Source organism: Streptacidiphilus sp. PB12-B1b (assembly GCF_014084125.1).
Taxonomy (GTDB): Bacteria; Actinomycetota; Actinomycetes; order Streptomycetales; family Streptomycetaceae; genus Streptacidiphilus.
On the sequence record NZ_CP048405.1, the window covers coordinates 4,329,262 to 4,349,638 of the forward strand.

The window sequence follows — 20,377 nt, forward strand, 5'->3', positions numbered from 1 at the left end:
CAGCCGCCTTCGTCGATCGCGTGCCCGGTGATGTCGCTGATGTCCAGGACTCTAGGCAGCGGCACTGACAGTCGCCGTCCGCACCGACTGCGGGCGGGCGGGCGCGGGCGGCGCGGCTATGCCTGGCTCAGGGCCGGTTCCGGCTCGCGTTGCGGGCTGTCGTCCCGCCGGGGCAGCAGCAGAGGCGTGGCCAGGAGCGCCACGCCCGCGGCGGCGATCGCGGCGCGGGAGCCGGTGACCCCGGCCAGCAGGCCCCACAGGGCGGTCATGGCGGCGGTGGTGAGGTTGCCGGTGACCGTCCACGCGGACAGCATCCGGGCGACCCGGTGCGCCGGGGTCTGCTCCAGGCGGCAGGTGGCGAGCACCGGGTTGAACACGCCCGCGCTGGTGACCAGGCCCAGTTGCAGGACGATGACCAGCAGCATTCCGGCGGCTCCGGGCCGGACGAAGGCCAGGCCGAGCATCCAGCAGGCGCGCAGCGTGCCGCTGGCGAGCAGGACCGGGTGCCGACGGAACCGGGCGACGAGTCGGCGGGCCAGCCGTGAGCCGATCAGGCCGCCGACACAGGGCGCCGCGAAGGCGAGCCCGTACTGCCAGGGCGCGAACCCGAGGCGGCCCAGCATGAGGACGGCGAGCAGCGGCTCGGTGGCCAGGATCAGGCCGTTGACCAGGATCGTGTTCAGGAACAGCGGGCGCAGTGCCGGGTGGCCCAGGAGGTAGCGCCACCCGTCGAGCAGTTCGCCCATCCGGAACCCTCGTGCTCCGGTCCGCTCGGGTCGCGCTTCGCCGCCGCCGATGGCGCCGACTCCGACGGCGGAGAGCAGGTAGCTGACCGCGTCGACCAACACCGTCGTCACCGGGCCGAACAGTCCGACCGCCGCGCCGCCGAGCGGCGGGCCGACGACGATGGACGTCCAGGTGGCGGACTCGAAGCGGCCGTTGGCGACGAGCAGGTCCTCCGTCGGTACCAGCGCCTTGAGGTAGGCGCCGCTGGCCGACCTGAAAATGATCTTGGCTGCGGCGACGACCACTGACACCACCAGCAGTTGGGCGAAGCTGAGCCGACCGAGCGCGAAGGCGACCGGGATGGTGGTCATCGCCGCGAACCTGATCAGGTCCATGGCGATCATCACCGGCCGTTTGCGGCGGAACTCCACCCAGGGGCCGAGCGGCACCGCCACCAGCGCGCCGACCGCGAGCCCGGCCGCCGACAGCGCCGACACCTTCGCCGGACCGGTGTGCAGCACCAGGATGGCGATCAGCGGGAAGGCGCCGAATCCGAATCCCGAGCCGTAGGCGCTGACCACGTACGCCGCCCAGAGCCATCCGAAACGCCGCCCCAGCGACCGCCGACCCGCCATGCCCACCGCACCCCGCTACCTCTGTCGAACAACCCTGCATTGACCAGGGGTATCAAAGCAGGCGGCGGAGCTGCAGATCCAACAACCCCGAGCCGAAGAAGAACAACCAATCGTTGTGGGTCAGTGGTGAGCGGTGCGGATCACCACCGCGCTGCTACGCACCGCCCGCCCGGCTGCGGAAGTTGATCTCGGCCACCCGGGCGGAGAGTTCCTCCCGCGCGGTGGCCGGGCGCAGGTGCGCGGGCATCGCCTCCCATTCGGTACCGCCGCCCGCCTTGCGCAGGTAGACCCGTCCGTACAGGACGTCGACCACAAGAGCGACCCGGTCGGTGCGGGTGTCCAGCACCCAGGCACCGACCTCGGGTAAGCCGGGCCGCTGCGGCTCCGCGTGACCGGCGGGCGCGGACCCGGCCCCGGACCGGGACGCCGCCTCGGGCGCCGGTGGCGCCACCGGCGTTGGCTCGGGGCCGGGTTGGGGCTCGGGGTGCGGCGGTCGGCGGCGTTGCTCGTGCTCCAGTTTGGCGTCGAACGCGGCGCTGAACAGCAGCCAGCCGAGCGGTCGGCCGTCCTCGCCGACGAGCGGTTCACCTGCGGTGGTGACCCTCCAGAGCCGGGCCCGGCGGTCCCAGGCGACCTCTGGGCGTGGCTGAACGGACGGGGTGGGCGTTCCGTCCCGGGCGACCATGCCCATATCGCACCTCCTGGCCTGAATGTCCCGAACGGCACGCCTGCCGAGGGGCCGCACCGGGGCCCGCGTCCCGTCGGATCCGGGTGCACTAGTTCAGTTTGTGACTGGCCGAAGCACTCGCGCAACGGTTCCCGGTGCACTAGGTTGCGACCTGACGGCAGCTCAGATGCATTGTGAGGTAAGGCGATGGCAGCTCCCAAGACGTTCACCGTGATCGCGGACCACTTCCGTCAGCGCATCCTGTCCGGTGACCTGGAACCGGGTACGAAGCTTCCGACCAACCGCGAGATCAGCGGCCAGTGGCAGGTGGCCGCCGCCACCGTCTCCCGCGCGCTCCAGGCATTGCAGGTGGAGGGCTTCATCAGGACCACGCCGCGCGGCACCTTCGTCGCCGACGACCCCCGGGTGGGACTCTCCGGGCGCGACCGGCTGGCCAGGGTGCAGCGGGTCAAGTCGATCCTCGCCGACGGCGAGACCAGCCGGGTGACCGCGGCCGAACTGGTCGTTCCGCCGTTGTACGTTGCCGAGTTGTTCGACCTGGACCCGGGCGACCAGGTGGTCCGCAGAGAGTGGATCGCCGGCAGAGGCCAGAGCCGGACGACGTTCGCGGTGACCTGGTACCCGGCGCAGTTCGCCGCACTGGTACCGGACTTGCTGAGCACCGCGCCGGGTAAGAACGCCGGGCTCACCGCCCGGGTGGTGGAGGCGTCCGGGCGGACCATCAGCCACGCCCGGGAGGACATGCACGCACGCCAGGCGGACGCGCGCGAGGCCTCCGCCCTCGGCCTGTCGGTCGGCTCGCCCATCCTCGCCGGGGCCCACCGCTGGAGCGACGACGCCGGGGTGGTCGAGTACGGGGAGTGGTGCCTGCCTCCCCGCTTCACCATTGGCTACGAGTACGGGATTTGACGCCACGTCATATGAGGTGCGGCCAGCGGTGATCCGCTCGCCGCTCAGCTCAGGACGAAGTCGCCGGGCTCCGAGCGGCGCAGGGCGCGGCGGGCGGCCCAGGGCGCGCTCGGCGGAGCCACGGTCAGCACCGGGCACACCGCCCGGGCCAGGACCCGGCGGCGGACGGTGCCGCGCAGCAGGCCGGTGATCCGGCCGTGGCCGCCGCCGCCGAGGACCAGCAGGTCCTCCGGTTCGGCCGCGAGCTGCGGCAGCACGTGCCAGGCCGGGCCGCGGACCACCTGCGGCTCGATCCGCAGCCCCGAGACGTCCAGGACGTCGACCCCGAACACCTCGACGCCGAGCGCGTCCGCCCCGAGCACCTCGGCCAGGACGCCGGCCAGCCGCCGCCGGGCCTGCCGCTGCCACAGGGCGGCCATCGGCGCCGACGGCATCCGGGCGTGGACGATCTCGCCCTCCGGCGGCTCCCAGGCGTGCACCACGACCAGCGTCCGGCCGCTGCGCCACGCCTCCTGCTGGCCGCGCCTGAGCGCGGCCGCGCTGCTGGTCGAGGTGGTGACTCCGACGACCACGCGCCCGCCGTTCATGACCGCGCCTCCCAGCTGCCCGACGGGGTCAACGAGCATGCGGTGGACGGGGTTACGGGTATGCGGCGGTCGCGGGTCATGGCAGTAAGTATGGGAGGGTCAAAATTCCGCCAACAGTGGCAGCCGTGCCCTTGTCCAATAAAATCCTGCCACCTACGCTGGGGGGATGCTGAAAACTGTCGCCGCCGTCCTGATCGACGGCTTCGCCCCGTTCGAGTTCGGCGTGCTGTGCGAGGTGTTCGGCATCGACCGCACCGACGACGGCGTCCCGGCCTTCGACTACCTGGTCTGCGGCGAGCATCCAGGGCGGCCGCTGCGCACCAACCTCGGCTTCGACATGATCCCCCCGCACGGGCTGGACGCGCTGGCCGGGGCCGACCTGGTCGGCGTCCCCGCCGCCACCATGCGGGACTCCTACCCGCCCGCCGTGCTGGACGCCCTGCGCGCCGCCGCCGACCGCGGCGCGACCCTGATGTCCGTGTGCAGCGGCGCGTACGTCCTCGGCGCGGCCGGCCTGCTCGACGGCCGCGCCTGCACCACCCACTGGCGCTACGTGGACGACTTCGCCCGGCGCTTCCCGCTGGCCAGGGTCGATCCGAACGTGCTGTTCGTGGACGACGGCACCATCGTCACCAGCGCCGGCACGGCCGCCGGGATCGACGCCTGCCTGCACCTGGTGCGCCGGGAGCTGGGCTCGGCCCCGGCCAACGCCATCGCCCGGCGCATGGTCGTGCCGCCGCAGCGCGACGGCGGGCAGAAGCAGTACATCCAGCTGCCCGTCCCCGAGTGCACCGGCGACAGCCTGCAGCCGGTGCTCACCTGGATGATGGAGAACCTCGCCGTGGAGCACAGCGTGCCCGCGCTGGCGCGCCGGGCCCGGATGTCCGAGCGTACCTTCGCCCGCCGCTTCGGCACCGAGACCGGCACCACCCCGCACCGGTGGCTGACCCGGCAGCGGGTGCTGCACGCCCAGCACCTGCTGGAGGACACCGCGCTGAGCATCGAGGAGATCGCCCGGGTCACCGGCATGGGCACCGGCGCGCTGCTGCGGCACCACTTCCGGCAGATCGTCGGCGTCACGCCCAAGGACTACCGCTGGAACTTCGCCGACCGCACCGGCGCCCCGTCCGCCTGAGCGGCCCGGCGCGAGCCGCGCGGGTCCGGTTCCCCCTCCGTGCGGCGGGTCGGCGCGGCAGCGGTGCGGCGGCGTGCCTATGCTGCGCGGACGGCGCGCCCCGCGGGAGGCTCACCCGAGAGGTCACGCGGGGCGTCCGTCCACCGTCCGCCTTAGGTCAAACCCCTTCGACCGACGGTTTTCCACCGGCCACCCTTACACCTTGGATATGGCCCCGGCGCGGCGGCGGCGGGCACAGTGGGCACGCGGTCCGGTTCTCCCCCGTACCGGACCGCCCACCCTCTCTCCGCGCGCCGCGGGCGTACGGCAGGTCCACGAAACATCCCAGTCCCAGCCCCCTGGCGCCCGGCCGCCGGTCAGCCCGCCGGGCGGAAGGTGACCACGGCGGCGACGCCGCGTACGTCGAGCAGCCGGGCCGGGCCCGCTGCCGGACCGTCCGCGCCGCCGTCCTCCAGCAGCACCGCGTCCAGCGGGCCGAGCAGCGTTCCGTCCGGGCCCAGCTCGGCCTCCCCCTCCAGGACGACGGCCAGCACCGTCGGCCCGGTGAGCGCGACCGGCTCCCGCTCGACCACGGCCACCACCGCGTCGGTGCCGCCGCGACGGGTCATCACATTGAAGTCCACCAGCGGCCCCTGCAGCAGCCGGCAGCCGGTGTCGGCGTCGCCGGGAAAGGCGAACGGGCGGTAGCGGGCGTCCACCCGGTGCTCCACACCGTCGACGGTGAGCACCATCCCGGCGCCGCGCACCACCGTGATCACCCGGTCCACGCCGGGGAACGCCGAGAACGGGCCGCCCTGGGCGACGTCGGCCAGGCTCACCCGCCACTGGAATCCGCCCAGGTCGGAGCCCTCGGGGAAGGCCGCGACCTCGCGGGTCACGCCTCCGCCGTTCTTCCACGGCGCGGCGGCCCGCTCCGCCGCCCGCAGCACCCGTACCGCCGCCATCGCCCACACTCCGTTCCTCGCTTCTGTCGCCTCGAACGTACCCTGCCGCCGCGCGCCGTCGTTCCGCGCTCCGCCCGCCCGGCCTGCTTATGGTGGTGGGGCGAACCACCGCGTCCCCATCCGGCGTCCCCGCCCGGCGCCCCGGCGTCGTACGCAAGGAGAGAGCATGGCCGTCACCAGCGTGGCCGACCAGATCGTCGCGGTACTGCGCCAGGCCGGGGTGGAGCGGGTCTACGGCGTGGTCGGCGACAGCCTCAATCCGGTGGTCGACGCCATCCGCCGGACCGAGGGCATCTCCTGGGTGCACGTGCGCAACGAGGAGGCGGGGGCGTTCGCCGCGGCCGCCGACGCCGAGCTGACCGGACGGCTGGCGGTCTGCGCCGGCTCCTGCGGCCCGGGCAACACCCACCTCATCCAGGGCCTGTACGACGCGCAGCGCAGCGGTCTGCCGGTGCTGGCGCTGGCCTCGCACATCCCCTCCGCGCAGATCGGCAGCGGCTACTTCCAGGAGACGCACCCGGAGCGGGTGTTCACCGACTGCAGCGGCTTCTGCGAGATGGTCGGCAACCCGGCGCAGCTCCCCCGGCTGCTGCGGACCGCGATCCAGCACGCCCTGGGCGCGCACCAGGTGTCGGTGCTGGTCTTCCCCGGCGACATCGCCGCGCTGCCCGCGGCCGGGCCCACCGGGCACAGCACCTTCGTACCGGCGGCCGAGCAGGCACTGGCGGTGCCGCAGCCGGGGCAGGTGCGGGCGCTGGCCGAGCTGATCGACGCCGCCGACAAGGTGACGCTGTTCTGCGGCGCGGGCGTGCGCGGCGCCCACGCCGAGGTGATCCGGCTGGCCGGGACCGTGCACGCACCGGTCGGCCACTCGCTGCGCGGCAAGGAGTGGGTCCAGTTCGACAACCCCTACGACGTCGGCATGAGCGGCCTGCTGGGCTACGGCGCCTGCCACGAGGCCCTGCACGAGGCCGATCTGCTGGTGCTGCTGGGCACCGACTTCCCGTACGACAGCTTCCTGCCGCAGGCCCGGACGGTGCAGGTGGACCACGACGCCACCCGGCTCGGCCGCCGCACCCCGCTGGAGCTGGCCGTGCACGGCGACGTCGGCGCGACCCTGCGCGCGCTGCAACCGCTGCTGAAGCCCAAGCAGGACCGCTCGTTCCTGGACGCCATGCTGCGCAAGCACTACCGCAACCTGGAGGAGGTGGTCGGCGCCTACACCCGCAGGATCGACCACCACCTGCCGATCCACCCCGAGTACGCCGCCTCGGTGCTGGACGAGGTGGCCGCCGACGACGCCGTGTTCACCGTGGACACCGGCATGAACAACGTCTGGGCGGCGCGCTACCTGACGCCCAACGGCCGTCGCCGGGTGATCGGTTCGTTCCTGCACGGTTCGATGGCCAACGCCCTGCCGCACGCCATCGGGGCGCAGTTCGCCGAGCCGGGGCGGCAGGTCGTCGCCATGTCCGGCGACGGCGGGCTCGGCATGCTGCTCGGGGAGTTGCTGACGGTGGCTCAGCACCGGCTGCCGGTCAAGGTGGTGGTCTTCAACAACGGCGCGCTCGGCATGATCAAGCTGGAGATGATGGTCAGCGGCTATCCGGAGCACGCGATCGACAACGGGGACGTCGACTACGCCGCGATCGCCGCCACGCTGGGTCTGCACGCGGTCCGGGTGACCGACCCCAAGCAGTTGCGCGCGGCGTTGACCGAGGCCCTGGCCGTGCCCGGACCGGCACTGGTCGACGTGGTGACCGATCCGAACGCGCTGTCCATCCCCCCGCACATCACCACCGCGCAGCTGAAGGGCTTCGCCCTGGCCGCCGGACGGACCGTGCTCAGCGGCGGCGTCGGCGCCATGATCGACCTGGCGCGCAGCAATCTGCGCAACATCCCCCGTCCCTAACAGCCATATTGACGTCGCGTCAGTTCGCCGCGCGGGCGCCGATGGAGGCGATCAGCAGGTCGATCGCCAACTCGAAATTGTCCGGCGAGTCCAGGGCCGGGATGTCGTCGAGCAGCGCGGCGAGGTGCGGGTAGCGGTCCGCGGGCAGGGCCCGGTAGCCGACCTCCCAGGAGCGCAGATCGGCCTCCCGGGTGGGGGCGTCCAGCGCGTGCAGGGCCGCCTCCATGCTGGCGTAGGCGAGCACGGCATCGGCGAAGACCCGGTAGCAGCGGGCGGCGTCGCGGTCCGGCAGGCCCGCGCGGCGCATGCAGCCGAGGATGTGCTCGACCACCTCGAACTCGTGCGGGCGGCGCGCGGTGCGGGCCGCGACCAGCTGCCCGACCTGCGGATGGGCCAGGAAGGCGGCCTTGATCCGGCGGGCCACCGTGCGCAGGTCCTCGGCCCGGTCGCCGGTGACCGGCAGCCCTCCGGCGGTGGCCTGCGCGTGCAGCGCGTCGGTGAGCGCGAGCAGCAGCTCGTCCTTGTCGCGGAAGTGCCGGTAGATCGCGGTGGGGTGGGCGTCCAGTTCGCGGCCGAGGGCGTCGAAGGTGAGCGCGTCCATGCCGCCGCGGTCGCAGATGCGCAGCACGGCCTCGGTGATGACCTGCTGGCTGAGGCTGCCCCGGGGCCGCCGGGAGCGTCTGCCGGGCGGCGCGCCCGGGCCGTCGGGCGCAGCCTTGCCACTGCCTCCGGGGGTGCGGAGGCGCAGCGCCACCTGCACGCGCTGGGCATCACCGGCTGGCAGGACGCCTGGGTCACCCCCGCCACCCAGGACGCCTACCAGGTGCTGGCCGCCGACGGCCGGCTCACCGCCCGGGTGGTGGGCGCGCTGTGGTGGGAGCGCAGCCGGGGCCTGGAGCAGATCGCGGAGCTGGTCGAGCGCCGGACGCGGGGCCGGGAGGTCACCGCCCCCGGCGCGGGGCTGGGCTCGGGCTTCCACCCGACCACCGTCAAGATCATGACGGACGGCGTGCTGGAGAACCACACCGGCGCGCTGCTCGAGCCGTACTGCGACGGCTGCGGCGGCCACAGCGACAATCTGGGCCTGAGCTACGTGCCGTACGAGCTGCTCTGCGACGCGGTGACCGAGTTGGACGCGCTCGGCTTCCAGGTGCACCTGCACGCCATCGGCGACCGCTCGGTACGCAACTCCCTGGACGCGATCGCCGCCGCCCGCACCGCCAACGGCCACGGCGACCAGCGCCACCACATCGCCCACATGCAGCTGATCGACCATCAGGACCTGCCACGCTTCGCTGAGTTGGGCGTGATCGTGAACTGCCAGGCGTACTGGGCGCAGAGCGAGCCGCAGATGGACGAGCTGACCGTGCCCTTCATCGGCGTCGAGCGGGCCCGGTTGCAGTACCCCTTCGCCCACCTGCTGGCGTCCGGGGCGAAGCTGGTGATGGGCAGCGACTGGGCGGTGACCACGGCCGACCCGTTGCAGCAGATCGAGGTGGCGGTCACCCGGACCGATCCGGAGAACCGGGGGAACGCGCCGTTCCTGCCGGAACAGCGGCTGACCCTGGACCAGGCGGTGGACGCCTTCACCGCCGGTTCCGCGCACGTCAACCACGACCAGCAGGGCGGGGTGATCGAGGCCGGCCGGCGCGCCGACCTGGCGCTGCTGGACGCCGACCTGTTCGCTCCGGGTGCCCCGCCGATCGCCGACGCCCGGGTGGTGCTGACGGTGGCGGCCGGCCGGGTGGTCCACGAGAGCTGAACAGTGGCGCTGCCCCGCTCCGACCGCCGAAGGGGCGGGGTACCGGCGGCGAACTTTCCATGACCGCCGCATGAACAGTTCCTCCCGCCCCCGCGAGGATTCGCGGTTCGGCCGGGGACCTCCGCCCACGGCGGCGGCGACGGATGGGTAGGGTGCCGACAACCCTCGCATGCAACCGCACTACAGATCGGAAGACGCGTGTCCAGCATCTGGCCTGCCGGCCCCCTCCGGGTCCTGGTCGTCGGCATCGACGGCGTACGCCTGGACCTGCTGCCCGACCTGAGGACCCCGCACCTGGACTCGGTCGCCGAGGCCGGGTTCCTGGCACCGGTCGAGGTCGACGACGCCACCCCCACCATGTCCGGCCCCTGCTGGGCGACGATCACCACCGGCGTCGGCGTGGCCAAGCACGGCGTGTTCGGCAACCACTTCGGTGGCAACCGGCTGGACGTCTTCCCCGACTTCGCCACCCGGCTGGCGGCCGTGCACCGCCGCCGCACCTTCGCCGCGGGCGGCTGGGAGCCGCTCTTCCTGGCACGCCAGGGCGGCCCGCTGTTCTCGGCCCCGGGCCGGCTGTCCTACGTAGCTCCGGCCGAGGACACCCCCGAGGCGTGGGAGGAGTGCGACGAGCGGGTGACGGCCGAGGCCGTGTACGTCCTGGGCGGCGGCGACGACCCGCAGGCGTCCTTCGTCTACCTGGGCGCGGTCGACGAGACCGCCCACTTCCTCGGCTGCGGGGAGGAGTACCGCCGCTCGGTCGAGCAGGCCGACGAGCGGCTCGGCCGGCTGCTCGACGCCGTCCGCAACCGCCCCGGCTACGCCGACGAGAGCTGGACGGTCATCGTGGTCACCGACCACGGCCACCTGGACCAGGGCGGCCACGGCGGCCGGACCTCCCTCGAGCGCACCGCCTGGGTGGCGGCGTGCGGGCCCGGCCTGGAGCCCGGCGCGCCGGTGGAGCAGGTCCGCCACGTGGACGTCGCGGCCCATGTGTACGCCGCGCTCGACATAGCCCCGGACCCGCACTGGACCCTGGACGGCCGCCCGTTCACCCCGGCCGCACGCCCCGTGGCCGAGGTGCACTGACCGCCGCGCCCCCGCCGCGTCACCCCGGGCCGTCTGCGACGACAGACCCGGAGTGACGTAGTGTCAGCTGATGGGTCGTCAGTAGTCCATCCGCATGGCCGCTCTGACGTCGACCAGGGTCGCCTCGGCCACAGCGTTGGCGCGCTCGTTGCCCGTGCGCAGAATCTGCCGCACCAGGCCGCGGTCCCGGGCGTACTCGGCGCGCCGGGCGCGCAGCGGCGCCAGGTGTTCGTTGACGGCCTCGGTGACGATCCGCTTGAGCCCGGCGGATCCGCCGTCCCCCGCCTCGGCGGCGACCTGGTGCGGATCGCGGTCCTGGCAGAGCGCGGCCAGCAGCACCAGGCTGGAGACCTCGGGGCGGCCGACCGGGTCGTAGCTGATCCGGCGCTCGGTGTCGGTCCTGGCGCCCTTGATCAGCCGGGCCGTCTCGTCGGCGTCGGCCGCCAGCGGGATGGCGTTGCCCCGGCTCTTGCTCATCTTGCCGCCGTCGGTGCCCAGCAGCAGCGGCGCGGCCGACAGCAGCATCTCGGGCTCCGGGAACACCGGCTGCCCGGCCGGGGCATAGCGCTCGTTGAAGCGCCGGGCGACGGTACGGGTGAGTTCCACATGCGGCTGCTGGTCGCGGCCGACGGGGACCAGGTTCGCCTTGCAGAACAGGATGTCCGCCGCCTGGTGGACGGGATAGGTGAACATGAGGCCGCTGACGGCCGACTGCCGGGAGTGTGCGATCTCGTCCTTGACCGTCGGGTTCCGGCCCAGCTCGGCGGTGGACACCAGGCTCAGGAACGGCAGCATCAGCTGGTTGAGCGCCGGAACGGCGCTGTGCGCGAAGACCGTGGCGCGGTCCGGGGCCACCCCGGCGGCCAGGTAGTCCAGGACCAGCCCCTCGACGTGCTCGGTCAGCCGGTCGGCCACGTCCCGGTCGGTCAGGACCTGGTAGTCGGCGACGATCACGAACAGGTCCACGCCCAGGTTCTGCAGCCGGACCCGGTTGTGCACGGTGCCGAAGTAGTGCCCCAGGTGCAGCGGCCCGGTCGGGCGGTCACCGGTGAGCATCCGGAAGCGCCCGGGGTCGAGCCGGACCCGCCGGTCCAGCTCGACGCTGCGCGCCTCGGCGGCAGCGTGGTCGGCGGCGTGGTGGTCGGTGGCGAGGGCGGTGGTCATCGGGTTCTCCTGACGTGCGGACGGGGCGGGACGGCCGCCGGTCCGGGCAGAGCCCGTGCGATGCCAGGGAACGCACAAGGGCCGTCCGGAACGAACGGCCCTGGGGGTGCATGCGAGGTGGCCGCTCCTACGAGGAGCGCCACCAGCTGAGACTGCATGCACGGTACATGCGGCCAGTGTAGCGCCCGGCCATCCGACCGGGCGGGACATCGGCGCTTCGCCGTGCGCTGCAGCGCGAAGCACCGGGATGCAGGCCGGGGTGCGCGCCAACGTCCGTGCCCGGGACGGTCGGTGCTGGGTCTCGGGGGTCGGGCAAGGTGCGCAGTCTCCCTGTTCGGCCGGCGTCCGCCGCAGCCTACCGAGGCGGCGGGCCGCGCCGACACGCGGGCGGGGCATCCGGGCGGGGCATCTGGGCGGGGCATCTGGGCGGCCCGGCCCGGGGGACGGAGAATCGTCCCCATGACCGGACCCCTGCGCGACGCCTGGACCACTCTCACCCCCCGCTCGGACAGCAGGCACGGCCCGCTGCCGCCGCTGCTGCTCGGCCTGACCGTGGTCACCGGGCTGGTGGACGCCTTCAGCTATCTGGTGCTGGGCCACGTCTTCGTCGCCAACATGACCGGCAATGTGGTCTTCATGGCCTTCGCGCTGGCGGGCGCCAAGGGCTTCTCGCTGGCCGCCTCGGCGGTGGCCCTGCTGGCCTTCGCCGTCGGGGCGGCGCTGGGCGGACGCCTGGCCAACCGTTTCCGCGAGCACCGGGGCAGGCTGTTGCTGGCGGTGGTGGTCGCCGAGGCACTGCTCGTCCTGGTGTCGTACGCCTGTGCCGCGACGGCCGCCGACCCCTCCCGGGGGTGGATGCGCTATCTGCTGATCGCGCTGCTGGGCCCGGCGATGGGCGCGCAGAACGGCGTGGTGCGCCGACTGGGCGTCCCGGACCTGACCACCACGGTGCTGACCATGACCATCACCGGCGTCTTTGCCGACAGCGCGCTGGGCGGCGGCCAGGACAGCAAGTCCGGCAGGCGGGTGCTGTCGGCCGTGGCGATGTTCCTGGGCGGGTACGCCGGGGCGCTGCTCGCGCTGCACGTCTCGGCGGCGCTGCCGCTGCTGGCGTGCGGGGCGCTGCTGGCGCTGGAGGCGGCGTCGCTGGTCGGCCAGGTGCGCACGCAACCGGCCTGGGCCCACCCGACGGCCTGATACGGCCGTCGGGAATGCGGGGAGGGGGGAGGTCGTTCACCGGTATAGTTGAACCTTCAACGATAACGATATGGACCAGGAGGGCCTCCCATGCAGTTCGGCATCTTCACCGTCGGCGACGTCACGCCCGACCCCACCACCGGCCGCACTCCGACCGAGCACGAGCGGATCAAGGCCATGACCACCATCGCGCTCAAGGCCGAGGAGGTCGGCCTGGACGTCTTCGCCACCGGCGAGCACCACAACCCGCCGTTCGTGCCCTCCTCCCCCACCACCATGCTCGGCTGGATCGCCGCCCGCACCGAGCACCTCGTCCTCTCCACCGCGACCACGCTGATCACCACCAACGACCCGGTGAAGATCGCCGAGGACTACGCGATGCTGCAGCACCTCGCCGACGGCCGGGTCGACCTGGTCATGGGGCGCGGCAACACCGGCCCGGTCTACCCGTGGTTCGGCAAGGACATCCGCCAGGGCATCCCGCTCGCCGTCGAGAACTACGCCCTGCTGCACGCGCTGTGGCGCAACGACAGCGTCGACTGGTCCGGGAGGTTCCGCACCCCACTGCAGTCCTTCACCGCCACCCCGCGCCCGCTCGACGGCGTCCCGCCGTTCGTCTGGCACGGCTCCATCCGCAGCCCCGAGATAGCCGAGCAGGCCGCCTACTACGGCGACGGCTTCTTCGCCAACAACATCTTCTGGCCCAAGGAGCACTACCAGCGCCTCATCGGCCTCTACCGCGAGCGGTACGCCCACTACGGCCACGGCACCCCCGAGCAGGCCATCGTGGGCCTCGGCGGCCAGGCGTACATGGCCAGGAACTCCCAGGACGCGGTACGCGAGTTCCGCCCCTACTTCGACAACGCCCCGGTCTACGGCCACGGCCCCTCGCTGGAGGAGTTCACCGCCGAGACCCCGCTCACCGTCGGCAGCCCGCAGCAGGTCATCGAGCGCACCCTGGCCTTCCGCGACCACTACGGCGACTACCAGCGCCAGCTCTTCCTGATGGACCACGCCGGTCTGCCGCTGAAGACCGTCCTGGAGCAGCTGGACCTGCTCGGCGAGGAGGTCGTCCCGGTGCTGCGCAAGGAGTTCGCCATCGGCCGCCCGGCCGACGTCCCGGACGCCCCCACCCACGCCTCACTGCTCGCCCGCCGCAACGCCCAGGCCCAGGCCGACACCGACACCGACGCCGCCGAGGCGCCGACCGCCGCCGACGCCTGATCCGCGCGCCGCAGCGCCCCGCGCCGCGCCGTCCCGAAAACCGTCCCTGCGACACCCCCAGGAGGCCCCCGTGACCGCCGCCGCCCCCGTCGACCTCGCCGTCATCTCCGCCGGCCTCGGCCGGCCCTCGTCCACCCGCCTGCTCGCCGACCGCCTGGCCGAGGGCGTCCGGCAGAGCCTGCTCGGGCGCGGCCGGGAGGTCCGCACCCGCACCGTCGACCTGCGCGAGCTCGCCCGGCCGATCGCGGACAACCTGGTCACCGGCTTCGCGCCGGGCGCGCTGCGCGAAGCCGTCGAGGCGGTCACCGGCGCGGACGCCGTCATCGCCGTCACGCCCGTCTTCAGCGCCTCCTACAGCGGTCTGTTCAAGTCCTTCGTCGACGTCCTCGACAACACCGCGCTCACCGGTGTGCCGGTGCTGATCGCCGCGACCGGCGGCACCGCCCGCCACTCGCTGGTGCTCGACCACGCGCTGCGCCCGCTGTTCTCGTACCTGCGGGCGGTGGTCGTCCCCACCGGCGTCTACGCCGCGACCGAGGACTGGGGCGCCGACGGCGGCTCGGGCGAGGGCAGCCTGCCCGCCCGGATCGCCCGGGCCGCCGGCGAGCTGGCCGACCTGGTCGACGGCCGCCCCGCCCGCACCGCGCCCGCCGGGGAGGACTTCCTGCCCTTCGAGCAGCAGTTGGCCGCGCTGCGCCCCGGCGCATAGCCGTCCGGACGGACGACCGGCCCGGGTGCGCGGCCGCCCCCGGCGTTGCCGGTTGCCGTGGACGATCATGCCGGTGGAGAGTGCATCCATGACCGTATCGATCGCGCACCTCAGTGACCCGCACATCACCACCGGCCCGCTGGCGGGCGGCCCGGCCTCCGGCCTGAGCCGGGCACTGGGCCGGGTGCTGGCCCTGGAGCCGCAGCCGGACTGCGTGGTGATCACCGGCGACCTGGTAGAGCGGGGCCGACCTGAGGAGTACGCGGCCCTGCGCGAGGTGCTCGGCCGGTTTCCCCTGCCGCTGTACCTGCTCCCGGGAAACCACGACCTGCCCGAGGAGCTGACCGCCGCCTTCGAGGGCACCGGCTTCCTCGGCGGCGCGGACTCCACCCGCTACGTGGTGGACCACCCGGCCTTCACCGTGGTCGTGCTGGACTCCCAGGTGCCCGGCGCGCCCGGCGGCGAGCTGGGCCCGGCCCAGCTCGCCTGGCTGGACGAGATGCTCGCGCTGCGACCCGACGTCCCGGCCCTGGTCTGCCTGCACCACCCGCCCGTCCCGATCGGCATCCCCTACCTGGACGGCATGCGGCTGGCCGACGGCGAGGCGCTGGCCGAGGTCGTCGCCCGGCACCCCAACGTCGTCCGCGTCCTGGCCGGACACGTCCACCGGCCGATCACCGCGGCCTTCGCGGGCAGCACCCTGGCCATCGCGCCCAGCACCCATCTTCAGAGTGGCCTGGCCATGGACGGGGGCGCCCCCAACTTCCTGCCGGAGCCCACCTCCTTCCTGCTGCACCTGCACACCGGCAGCTCCTGGGTCACCCACACCGTCCAGGTCAGCCACACCGCCGCGCCCGTCGCCGGGTTCTGAAAGGCGGCGCCCGCAGGGCAGTTCCGCCCTCGGCGGCCCCGCGCCGCCCCACCCGGAACGGTGCGGACTCATGCGGCTCTCAGGGACCTCCCACCGACCTCTCAGCAGCAGCACCCACCATCGGTAGCGGTACGGACGTCACTCCTCACCCGGGAGGCGCCCGTGCCGCCACCGAACGGAGGAGCACTGCATGGAGCCGACCGAGCCGGAGAGCCGCCCCCAGCACCAGCGCGCCACCCCTCGGAACCGGCGCAGAACCGCCGCGATAGCCCTGACCACCGGCCTGGTCCTGGCCGTCGGCGTGCTTGCCACCACCAGCAGCAGCGCCGACACCCGGCTGCTGCACATCCTGGACGTGGCCAAGGCCCAACCGATGGCTGCCCCGAACACTCCGGCTCCCGCCGCCCCGCGGAGCGCCACGGCCGCTCCGCGCCCCTCGGCGAGTGCCTCCGCCACCACCTCCCGCGCCGCGCGGGCGGCTGCCGTGACGCCTGCCCCGAAGGCGTCCGCCGACGCCGCGCCCAGCCGCAGCGCGGCCCCGGCGCAGGCGCCGCCCACCACCGAGCCCGGCCGGTCACTGGTCCTGACCAAGGACCAACAGCCCAGCCAGGTCGGCGCGTTGTTCTCCAGCAGCGGCCTGTCCGGCAGCCACCACTGCACCGCCAGCGTGGTGGACAGCCCGGGCGGCGACATCATCGTCACCGCAGCCCACTGCCTCACCACCGGCACCACCACCGGCGACGTCTTCGTGCCCGGCTACCGGGACGGCTCGGCGCCCTTCGGGGTGTGGCAGATCTCCAGCGTCGTCGAAGCCTCCGCCTGGACCGACGACGGGGACGTGGACGACGACGTCGCCTTCGCCGTGGTCAAGCCGCTGAACGGGCGCACCGTCGAATCCGTCGTCGGCTCCTACACCCTGGGCACGGGCGGGGCCAGTGACGACACCGTCCAGCTCACCGGCTACCCGGAGGCGACCGACGAACCCATCACCTGCACCGGCAGCAGCAGCGCCTTCACCGCGACCCAGCTCCAGATCTACTGCACCGACTACACCGACGGCACCAGCGGCAGCGGCTGGATCGCGGACTACGACCCGGACACCGGCAGCGGCACCCTGATCGGCGTCATCGGCGGCTACGAGACCGGCGGCGACACACCCGACGTCTCCTACAGCCCGCTGTTCGGCAGCGACGTCAAGGCCCTGTACGACCAGGCCCTCACCCTCGCCTGATCCCCCCCGGCACCCAGCGCCCCGGGACGACGCAGCGCCCGCCGGATGATCCCGGCGGGCGCTGCGGACGTCACGTCACGCGTCCTGATCGGACAACGGTCAGACCTGCTCGGCCTTCTCCAGCGCCGAGCAGCAGGTGTTGACCAGCAGGCGGGTCACCACGTACGGGTCGACGTTGGCGTTGGGGCGACGGTCCTCGATGTAGCCCTTCTTGTCGACCTCGACCTGCCACGGGATGCGCACCGAGGCGCCGCGGTCGGACACGCCGTAGCTGTAGACGTCCCACGGGGCGGTCTCGTGCAGGCCGGTGAGGCGGTCCTGGATGCCGGAGCCGTACTGCTGGACGTGCTCCAGCACCTTCTCCTGGTCCGCGCCCAGCGACTCGCAGGCGGTGATGATGGCGTCGTAGCCCTCACGCATGGCCTTGGTCGAGAAGTTGGTGTGCGCGCCGGCGCCGTTCCAGTCGCCCTTCACCGGCTTGGCGTCCAGCGTCGCCGAGATGTCGAACTCCTCGGCGGTGCGGTAGAGCAGCCAACGGGCCACCCACAGGTGGTCGGAGACGGTCAGCGCGTCGACCGGGCCGATCTGGAACTCCCACTGGCCGGGCATGACCTCGGCGTTGATGCCGCAGATGGCCAGACCGGCCTCCAGGCAGCGGTCCAGGTGCAGCTCGACGACGTCACGGCCGAACACCTCGTCCGCGCCGACACCGCAGTAGTAGCCGCCCTGCGCCGCGGGGAAGCCGCCGACCGGGAAGCCCAGCGGACGCTCGCCCTTGAAGAAGGTGTACTCCTGCTCGATCCCGAAGATGGCCTCCTGCGCCGCGAACCGCTCGGCGATGGGACGCAGCAGCGCACGAGTGTTGGTCTCGTGCGCCGTGCCGTCCGTGTTGAAGACCTCGCACAGCACGAGGACGTTGTCCCCGCCGCGGATCGGGTCCGGGCACGAGAAGACCGGCTTGAGCACGCGGTCGGACGCGTGGCCCTCGGCCTGGTTGGTGCTGGAGCCGTCAAAGCCCCAGGTGGGAAGCTCCGCGCCATCGGCCAGAACGCGGGTCTTCGAACGAAGCTTGGCGGTCGGCTCGGTGCCGTCGATCCAGATGTACTCAGCCTTGAAGCTCACGGGCGGCATTCCTCGCGGTGGGGTGGGATCTGAGCGGTGACGTGGCGCGGTGCTCCGCGTCACTGGGGAGGTCCGCTGTCCTGATGGCCTCGAGGATCACAGCCCGCAATTTCCCACCTGTTGCCCATGTGTGAACGCGAGGTTAACCGACGTCATTCGTGCCACAGCTCACACGACCACACCTGTGCAGGTCAGCCCTGGGTGACGTTCAACTCCGGGTGAAGGCCAGGCTCACATTGTGGCCGCCGAAGCCGAAGGAGTTGGCCACCGCCGCGCCCCAGGACCCCTCCCGCCGGGCCCCGGTGACCAGGTCCAGCTTCACCTCCGGATCCGGCCGGTCAAGGTTGCGGACCGCGGGCACCCGCCCGTCCCGCAGCGCCAGCACGGCCGCCACCGCACCGAGCGCGCCGGACGCGCCCAGCAGGTGCCCGGTCATCGACTTGGTCGCGGTGACGACGGGGTGCCTGCCGATCGCGGTGGCGATGGCCTGGGCCTCCACCACGTCCCCGGCGGGCGTGGAGGTCGCATGCGCGTGCACATGGTCGATGTCCAGCGGCGACAGGCCGCTCTCGGCCAGGGCCTGCCGGATCGCGCGCACCTGGCCGGCGGCGTCCGAGCCGGTGATGTGGGCCGCGCTGGAGGTGATCCCGGCCCCGGCCAGCAGTGCGTGCACCCGCGCCGACCGCGCCCGCGCCAGGTCCGCGCGCTCCAGCACCAGCAGCGCGGCGCCCTCGCCCATGACGAAGCCGTCCCGGTCCAGGTCGAACGGCCGCGAGGCGGCGTCGGGGTCGTCGTTGCGCGTCGACAGGGCCATCATCTGGCCGAACGCCGCCAGTGGCAGCGGCGCCACACATGCCTCCGTGCCGCCCGCGACCACGACGTCCGCACGCCCCAGGCGGATCAGGTCCAGCCCCATGGCGATCGCCTCCGCCCCCGACGAACAGGCGCTGACCGGCGTCCGGGCCCCGCCCAGCGCGCCGAGCTCCATGCTGACCCACGCCGCCGGGCCGTTGGCCATCAGCATCGGCACGGTGTGCGGGGAGACCTTGCGCGGCCCGGACGCCTCCAGGTTGTCGTCCTGTTCCAGCAGGGAGCGCACCCCGCCGGTCCCGGTCCCGATGACCACCGCCAGCCGCTCCGGATCCACGTCCGGACGCCCGGCCTGGGCCCACGCCTCACGCGCGCAGACCAACGCCACCTGCTCGCAGCGGTCCAGTCGGCGGGCCTCCACCCGGGTGAGCACATCGGTGGGCTCGACCGCCAGCCGCGCGGCGATCCGCACCGGTAGCGGCTGGGCCCAGTCCTCGGCGAGGGCGGACACCCCCGAGCGGCCCGCGAGCATGCCCGCCCACGTGGCCGCCACATCACCCCCGAGCGGCGTGCTGGCACCCATTCCGGTCACTGCGACCTCGATCGTCCCGCCTGCCATGCGTACGCTCCCGTGTCAGAGGATTCGAACGAACCCGGCCTTACGAGCCGGCATGACCAGCTCGGGCCATATCCGGCTCCTGCCAGCCTGACATGGGCGTTGGAACAGAGGCGATCGCCGCAGGCACCGAAGCAGACCCGGCAGCCTTGTGGGGTCTTCACAACACGACGATCGGGTCAGGTCAGCTGCCGGGAACGATGTCGACCCGGTCGCTGCCGCTGCGCTCGACCTCGGCGGATCCGGCGGTCACCGACGCCAGCCAGGCCCCGAAGGCAGCCACCGCGCTCTCGGGCACGCCCACGTCGAAGCACACGCCGTCGGCGCTGTACCGCACATCGCGGACCACATGACCGGCCGCCCGCAGATCGTTCTCCAGCCGTCCCGCCCGGGCATGGTCGGTGGTGACCGCGAACAGCGCCACCAGCTGGCGCTCCACGATCACGGCCTGGTCCAGCGCGGCGGACACTGCCCCGCCGTACGCCCGCACCAGGCCGCCGGCGCCGAGCAGTACACCGCCGAAGTAGCGGGTGACCACCGCGACGGTGTCGGTCAGCCCGCGTCGCCGGATCACCTCCAGCATCGGCGCCCCTGCGGTCCCGGCCGGCTCGGCGTCGTCATTGGACCGCTCACGCCGGGGCTGGTCACCGATGACATAGGCGGTGCAGTTGTGGCGCGCGTCCCAGTACCGCTTGCGTACCGAGGCGATGAACGCCTGCGCCTCCGCCTCGTCCTCCACCCGACCGATCGAGCAGAGGAAACGGGACTTCTTCACTTCGATCTCGTGCCGGACCGGGCCTTTGACAGTCAGATAGGGTTCCATGCGCTCCGTCCGCGACAGGACCGAAACGGGTCCGGGAATGCGGAAAGGCCCTCTGACTCGAGGTCAGAGGGCCTTTCACGAAAGGTTGTTCGGCGGTGTCCTACTCTCCCACAAGGTCCCCTTGCAGTACCATCGGCGCTATGAGGCTTAGCTTCCGGGTTCGGAATGTAACCGGGCGTTTCCCTCACGCTATGACCACCGTAACACTATGAAGTTGACCCGCACT

General features: G+C 72.9%; 19 protein-coding genes and 1 rRNA gene. 10 read left to right on the forward strand and 10 right to left on the reverse strand.

The genetic code is table 11. The annotated features are described in order from the left end of the window. Positions 1-116: 116 nt before the first annotated feature. Entirely contained in the window at positions 117-1,361 is a 1,245-nt protein-coding gene (locus tag GXW83_RS19165; RefSeq protein ID WP_182444255.1) for an MFS transporter, read from the reverse strand. 154 nt (positions 1,362-1,515) lie between these two features. Beyond that, entirely contained in the window at positions 1,516-2,052 is a 537-nt protein-coding gene (locus tag GXW83_RS35370) for a hypothetical protein (protein WP_370466736.1), read from the reverse strand. Positions 2,053-2,235: 183 nt separating this feature from the next. Here GXW83_RS35370 and GXW83_RS19175 point away from each other — a divergent pair, with 183 nt between their 5' ends. Next, complete coding sequence (locus tag GXW83_RS19175) at positions 2,236-2,958, forward strand: GntR family transcriptional regulator (protein WP_182444256.1); 723 nt, start codon at positions 2,236-2,238, stop codon at positions 2,956-2,958. 44 nt (positions 2,959-3,002) lie between these two features. Here the strand turns inward: GXW83_RS19175 and GXW83_RS19180 are convergent, their stop codons facing one another. Further along, positions 3,003-3,584, reverse strand: coding sequence for a universal stress protein (locus tag GXW83_RS19180; protein WP_182444257.1), 582 nt, complete (start codon positions 3,582-3,584; stop codon positions 3,003-3,005). 127 nt (positions 3,585-3,711) lie between these two features. On the opposite strand from GXW83_RS19180, the gene GXW83_RS19185 reads away from it, so the two are divergent. After that, positions 3,712-4,680, forward strand: coding sequence for a helix-turn-helix domain-containing protein (locus tag GXW83_RS19185; protein ID WP_182444258.1), 969 nt, complete (start codon positions 3,712-3,714; stop codon positions 4,678-4,680). A 356-nt stretch (positions 4,681-5,036) separates the two neighbouring features. Here the strand turns inward: GXW83_RS19185 and GXW83_RS19190 are convergent, their stop codons facing one another. Then, complete coding sequence (locus GXW83_RS19190; RefSeq protein ID WP_182444259.1) at positions 5,037-5,624, reverse strand: HutD family protein; 588 nt, start codon at positions 5,622-5,624, stop codon at positions 5,037-5,039. A 166-nt stretch (positions 5,625-5,790) separates the two neighbouring features. Between GXW83_RS19190 and GXW83_RS19195 the strand changes: the two genes are divergently transcribed. Beyond that, positions 5,791-7,536, forward strand: coding sequence for a pyruvate dehydrogenase (locus GXW83_RS19195; protein WP_182444260.1), 1,746 nt, complete (start codon positions 5,791-5,793; stop codon positions 7,534-7,536). A 19-nt stretch (positions 7,537-7,555) separates the two neighbouring features. Here the strand turns inward: GXW83_RS19195 and GXW83_RS19200 are convergent, their stop codons facing one another. Then, positions 7,556-8,137 (reverse strand): TetR/AcrR family transcriptional regulator C-terminal domain-containing protein, encoded by a 582-nt coding sequence (locus tag GXW83_RS19200; RefSeq protein ID WP_182444261.1) that lies wholly within the window; start codon positions 8,135-8,137, stop codon positions 7,556-7,558. Here GXW83_RS19200 and GXW83_RS19205 point away from each other — a divergent pair. Together GXW83_RS19205 and GXW83_RS19210 are read left to right on the forward strand one after the other, a co-directional pair. Further along, positions 8,090-9,298 (forward strand): amidohydrolase, encoded by a 1,209-nt coding sequence (locus GXW83_RS19205; RefSeq protein ID WP_225447104.1) that lies wholly within the window; start codon positions 8,090-8,092, stop codon positions 9,296-9,298. The genes GXW83_RS19200 and GXW83_RS19205 overlap by 48 nt on opposite strands. A 198-nt stretch (positions 9,299-9,496) precedes the next feature. Beyond that, complete coding sequence (locus GXW83_RS19210; RefSeq protein ID WP_182444262.1) at positions 9,497-10,384, forward strand: alkaline phosphatase family protein; 888 nt, start codon at positions 9,497-9,499, stop codon at positions 10,382-10,384. 78 nt (positions 10,385-10,462) lie between these two features. Here GXW83_RS19210 and trpS read toward each other — a convergent pair whose 3' ends face one another. Further along, complete coding sequence (trpS, locus tag GXW83_RS19215) at positions 10,463-11,548, reverse strand: tryptophan--tRNA ligase (RefSeq protein ID WP_182444263.1); 1,086 nt, start codon at positions 11,546-11,548, stop codon at positions 10,463-10,465. A gap of 459 nt (positions 11,549-12,007) precedes the next feature. Between trpS and GXW83_RS19220 the strand changes: the two genes are divergently transcribed. The 5 genes from GXW83_RS19220 to GXW83_RS19240 all read left to right on the forward strand — a co-directional run bounded on the left by GXW83_RS19220 (position 12,008) and on the right by GXW83_RS19240 (position 16,780). Then, a complete protein-coding gene (locus GXW83_RS19220; RefSeq protein ID WP_182444264.1) occupies positions 12,008-12,745 on the forward strand; it encodes a YoaK family protein in 738 nt (245 codons plus the stop codon). 90 nt (positions 12,746-12,835) lie between these two features. Further along, positions 12,836-13,969 (forward strand): LLM class flavin-dependent oxidoreductase, encoded by a 1,134-nt coding sequence (locus GXW83_RS19225; protein ID WP_182444265.1) that lies wholly within the window; start codon positions 12,836-12,838, stop codon positions 13,967-13,969. Positions 13,970-14,039: 70 nt separating this feature from the next. Further along, positions 14,040-14,678 (forward strand): FMN reductase, encoded by a 639-nt coding sequence (locus GXW83_RS19230; RefSeq protein ID WP_182444266.1) that lies wholly within the window; start codon positions 14,040-14,042, stop codon positions 14,676-14,678. Between the two features lie 88 nt (positions 14,679-14,766). After that, entirely contained in the window at positions 14,767-15,549 is a 783-nt protein-coding gene (locus GXW83_RS19235; RefSeq protein WP_182444267.1) for a phosphodiesterase, read from the forward strand. A gap of 190 nt (positions 15,550-15,739) precedes the next feature. Further along, entirely contained in the window at positions 15,740-16,780 is a 1,041-nt protein-coding gene (locus GXW83_RS19240; protein ID WP_182444268.1) for a serine protease, read from the forward strand. 99 nt (positions 16,781-16,879) lie between these two features. On the opposite strand, the gene glnII is transcribed toward GXW83_RS19240, so the two are convergent. The 4 genes from glnII to rrf form a co-directional block, all read right to left on the reverse strand. Further along, positions 16,880-17,902 carry a glutamine synthetase gene (gene glnII / locus GXW83_RS19245; RefSeq protein WP_182444269.1) on the reverse strand — a complete coding sequence of 341 codons (1,023 nt, stop codon included), beginning with the start codon at positions 17,900-17,902 and terminating at the stop codon, positions 16,880-16,882. 208 nt (positions 17,903-18,110) lie between these two features. Next, entirely contained in the window at positions 18,111-19,331 is a 1,221-nt protein-coding gene (locus tag GXW83_RS19250) for a beta-ketoacyl synthase (protein WP_182444270.1), read from the reverse strand. Between the two features lie 181 nt (positions 19,332-19,512). After that, on the reverse strand, positions 19,513-20,151 hold the full coding sequence (locus tag GXW83_RS19255) for a YigZ family protein (RefSeq protein ID WP_182444271.1): 639 nt from the start codon (positions 20,149-20,151) through the stop codon (positions 19,513-19,515). A gap of 87 nt (positions 20,152-20,238) precedes the next feature. After that, positions 20,239-20,354 (reverse strand): 5S ribosomal RNA (gene rrf / locus GXW83_RS19260). Positions 20,355-20,377: the final 23 nt, after the last annotated feature.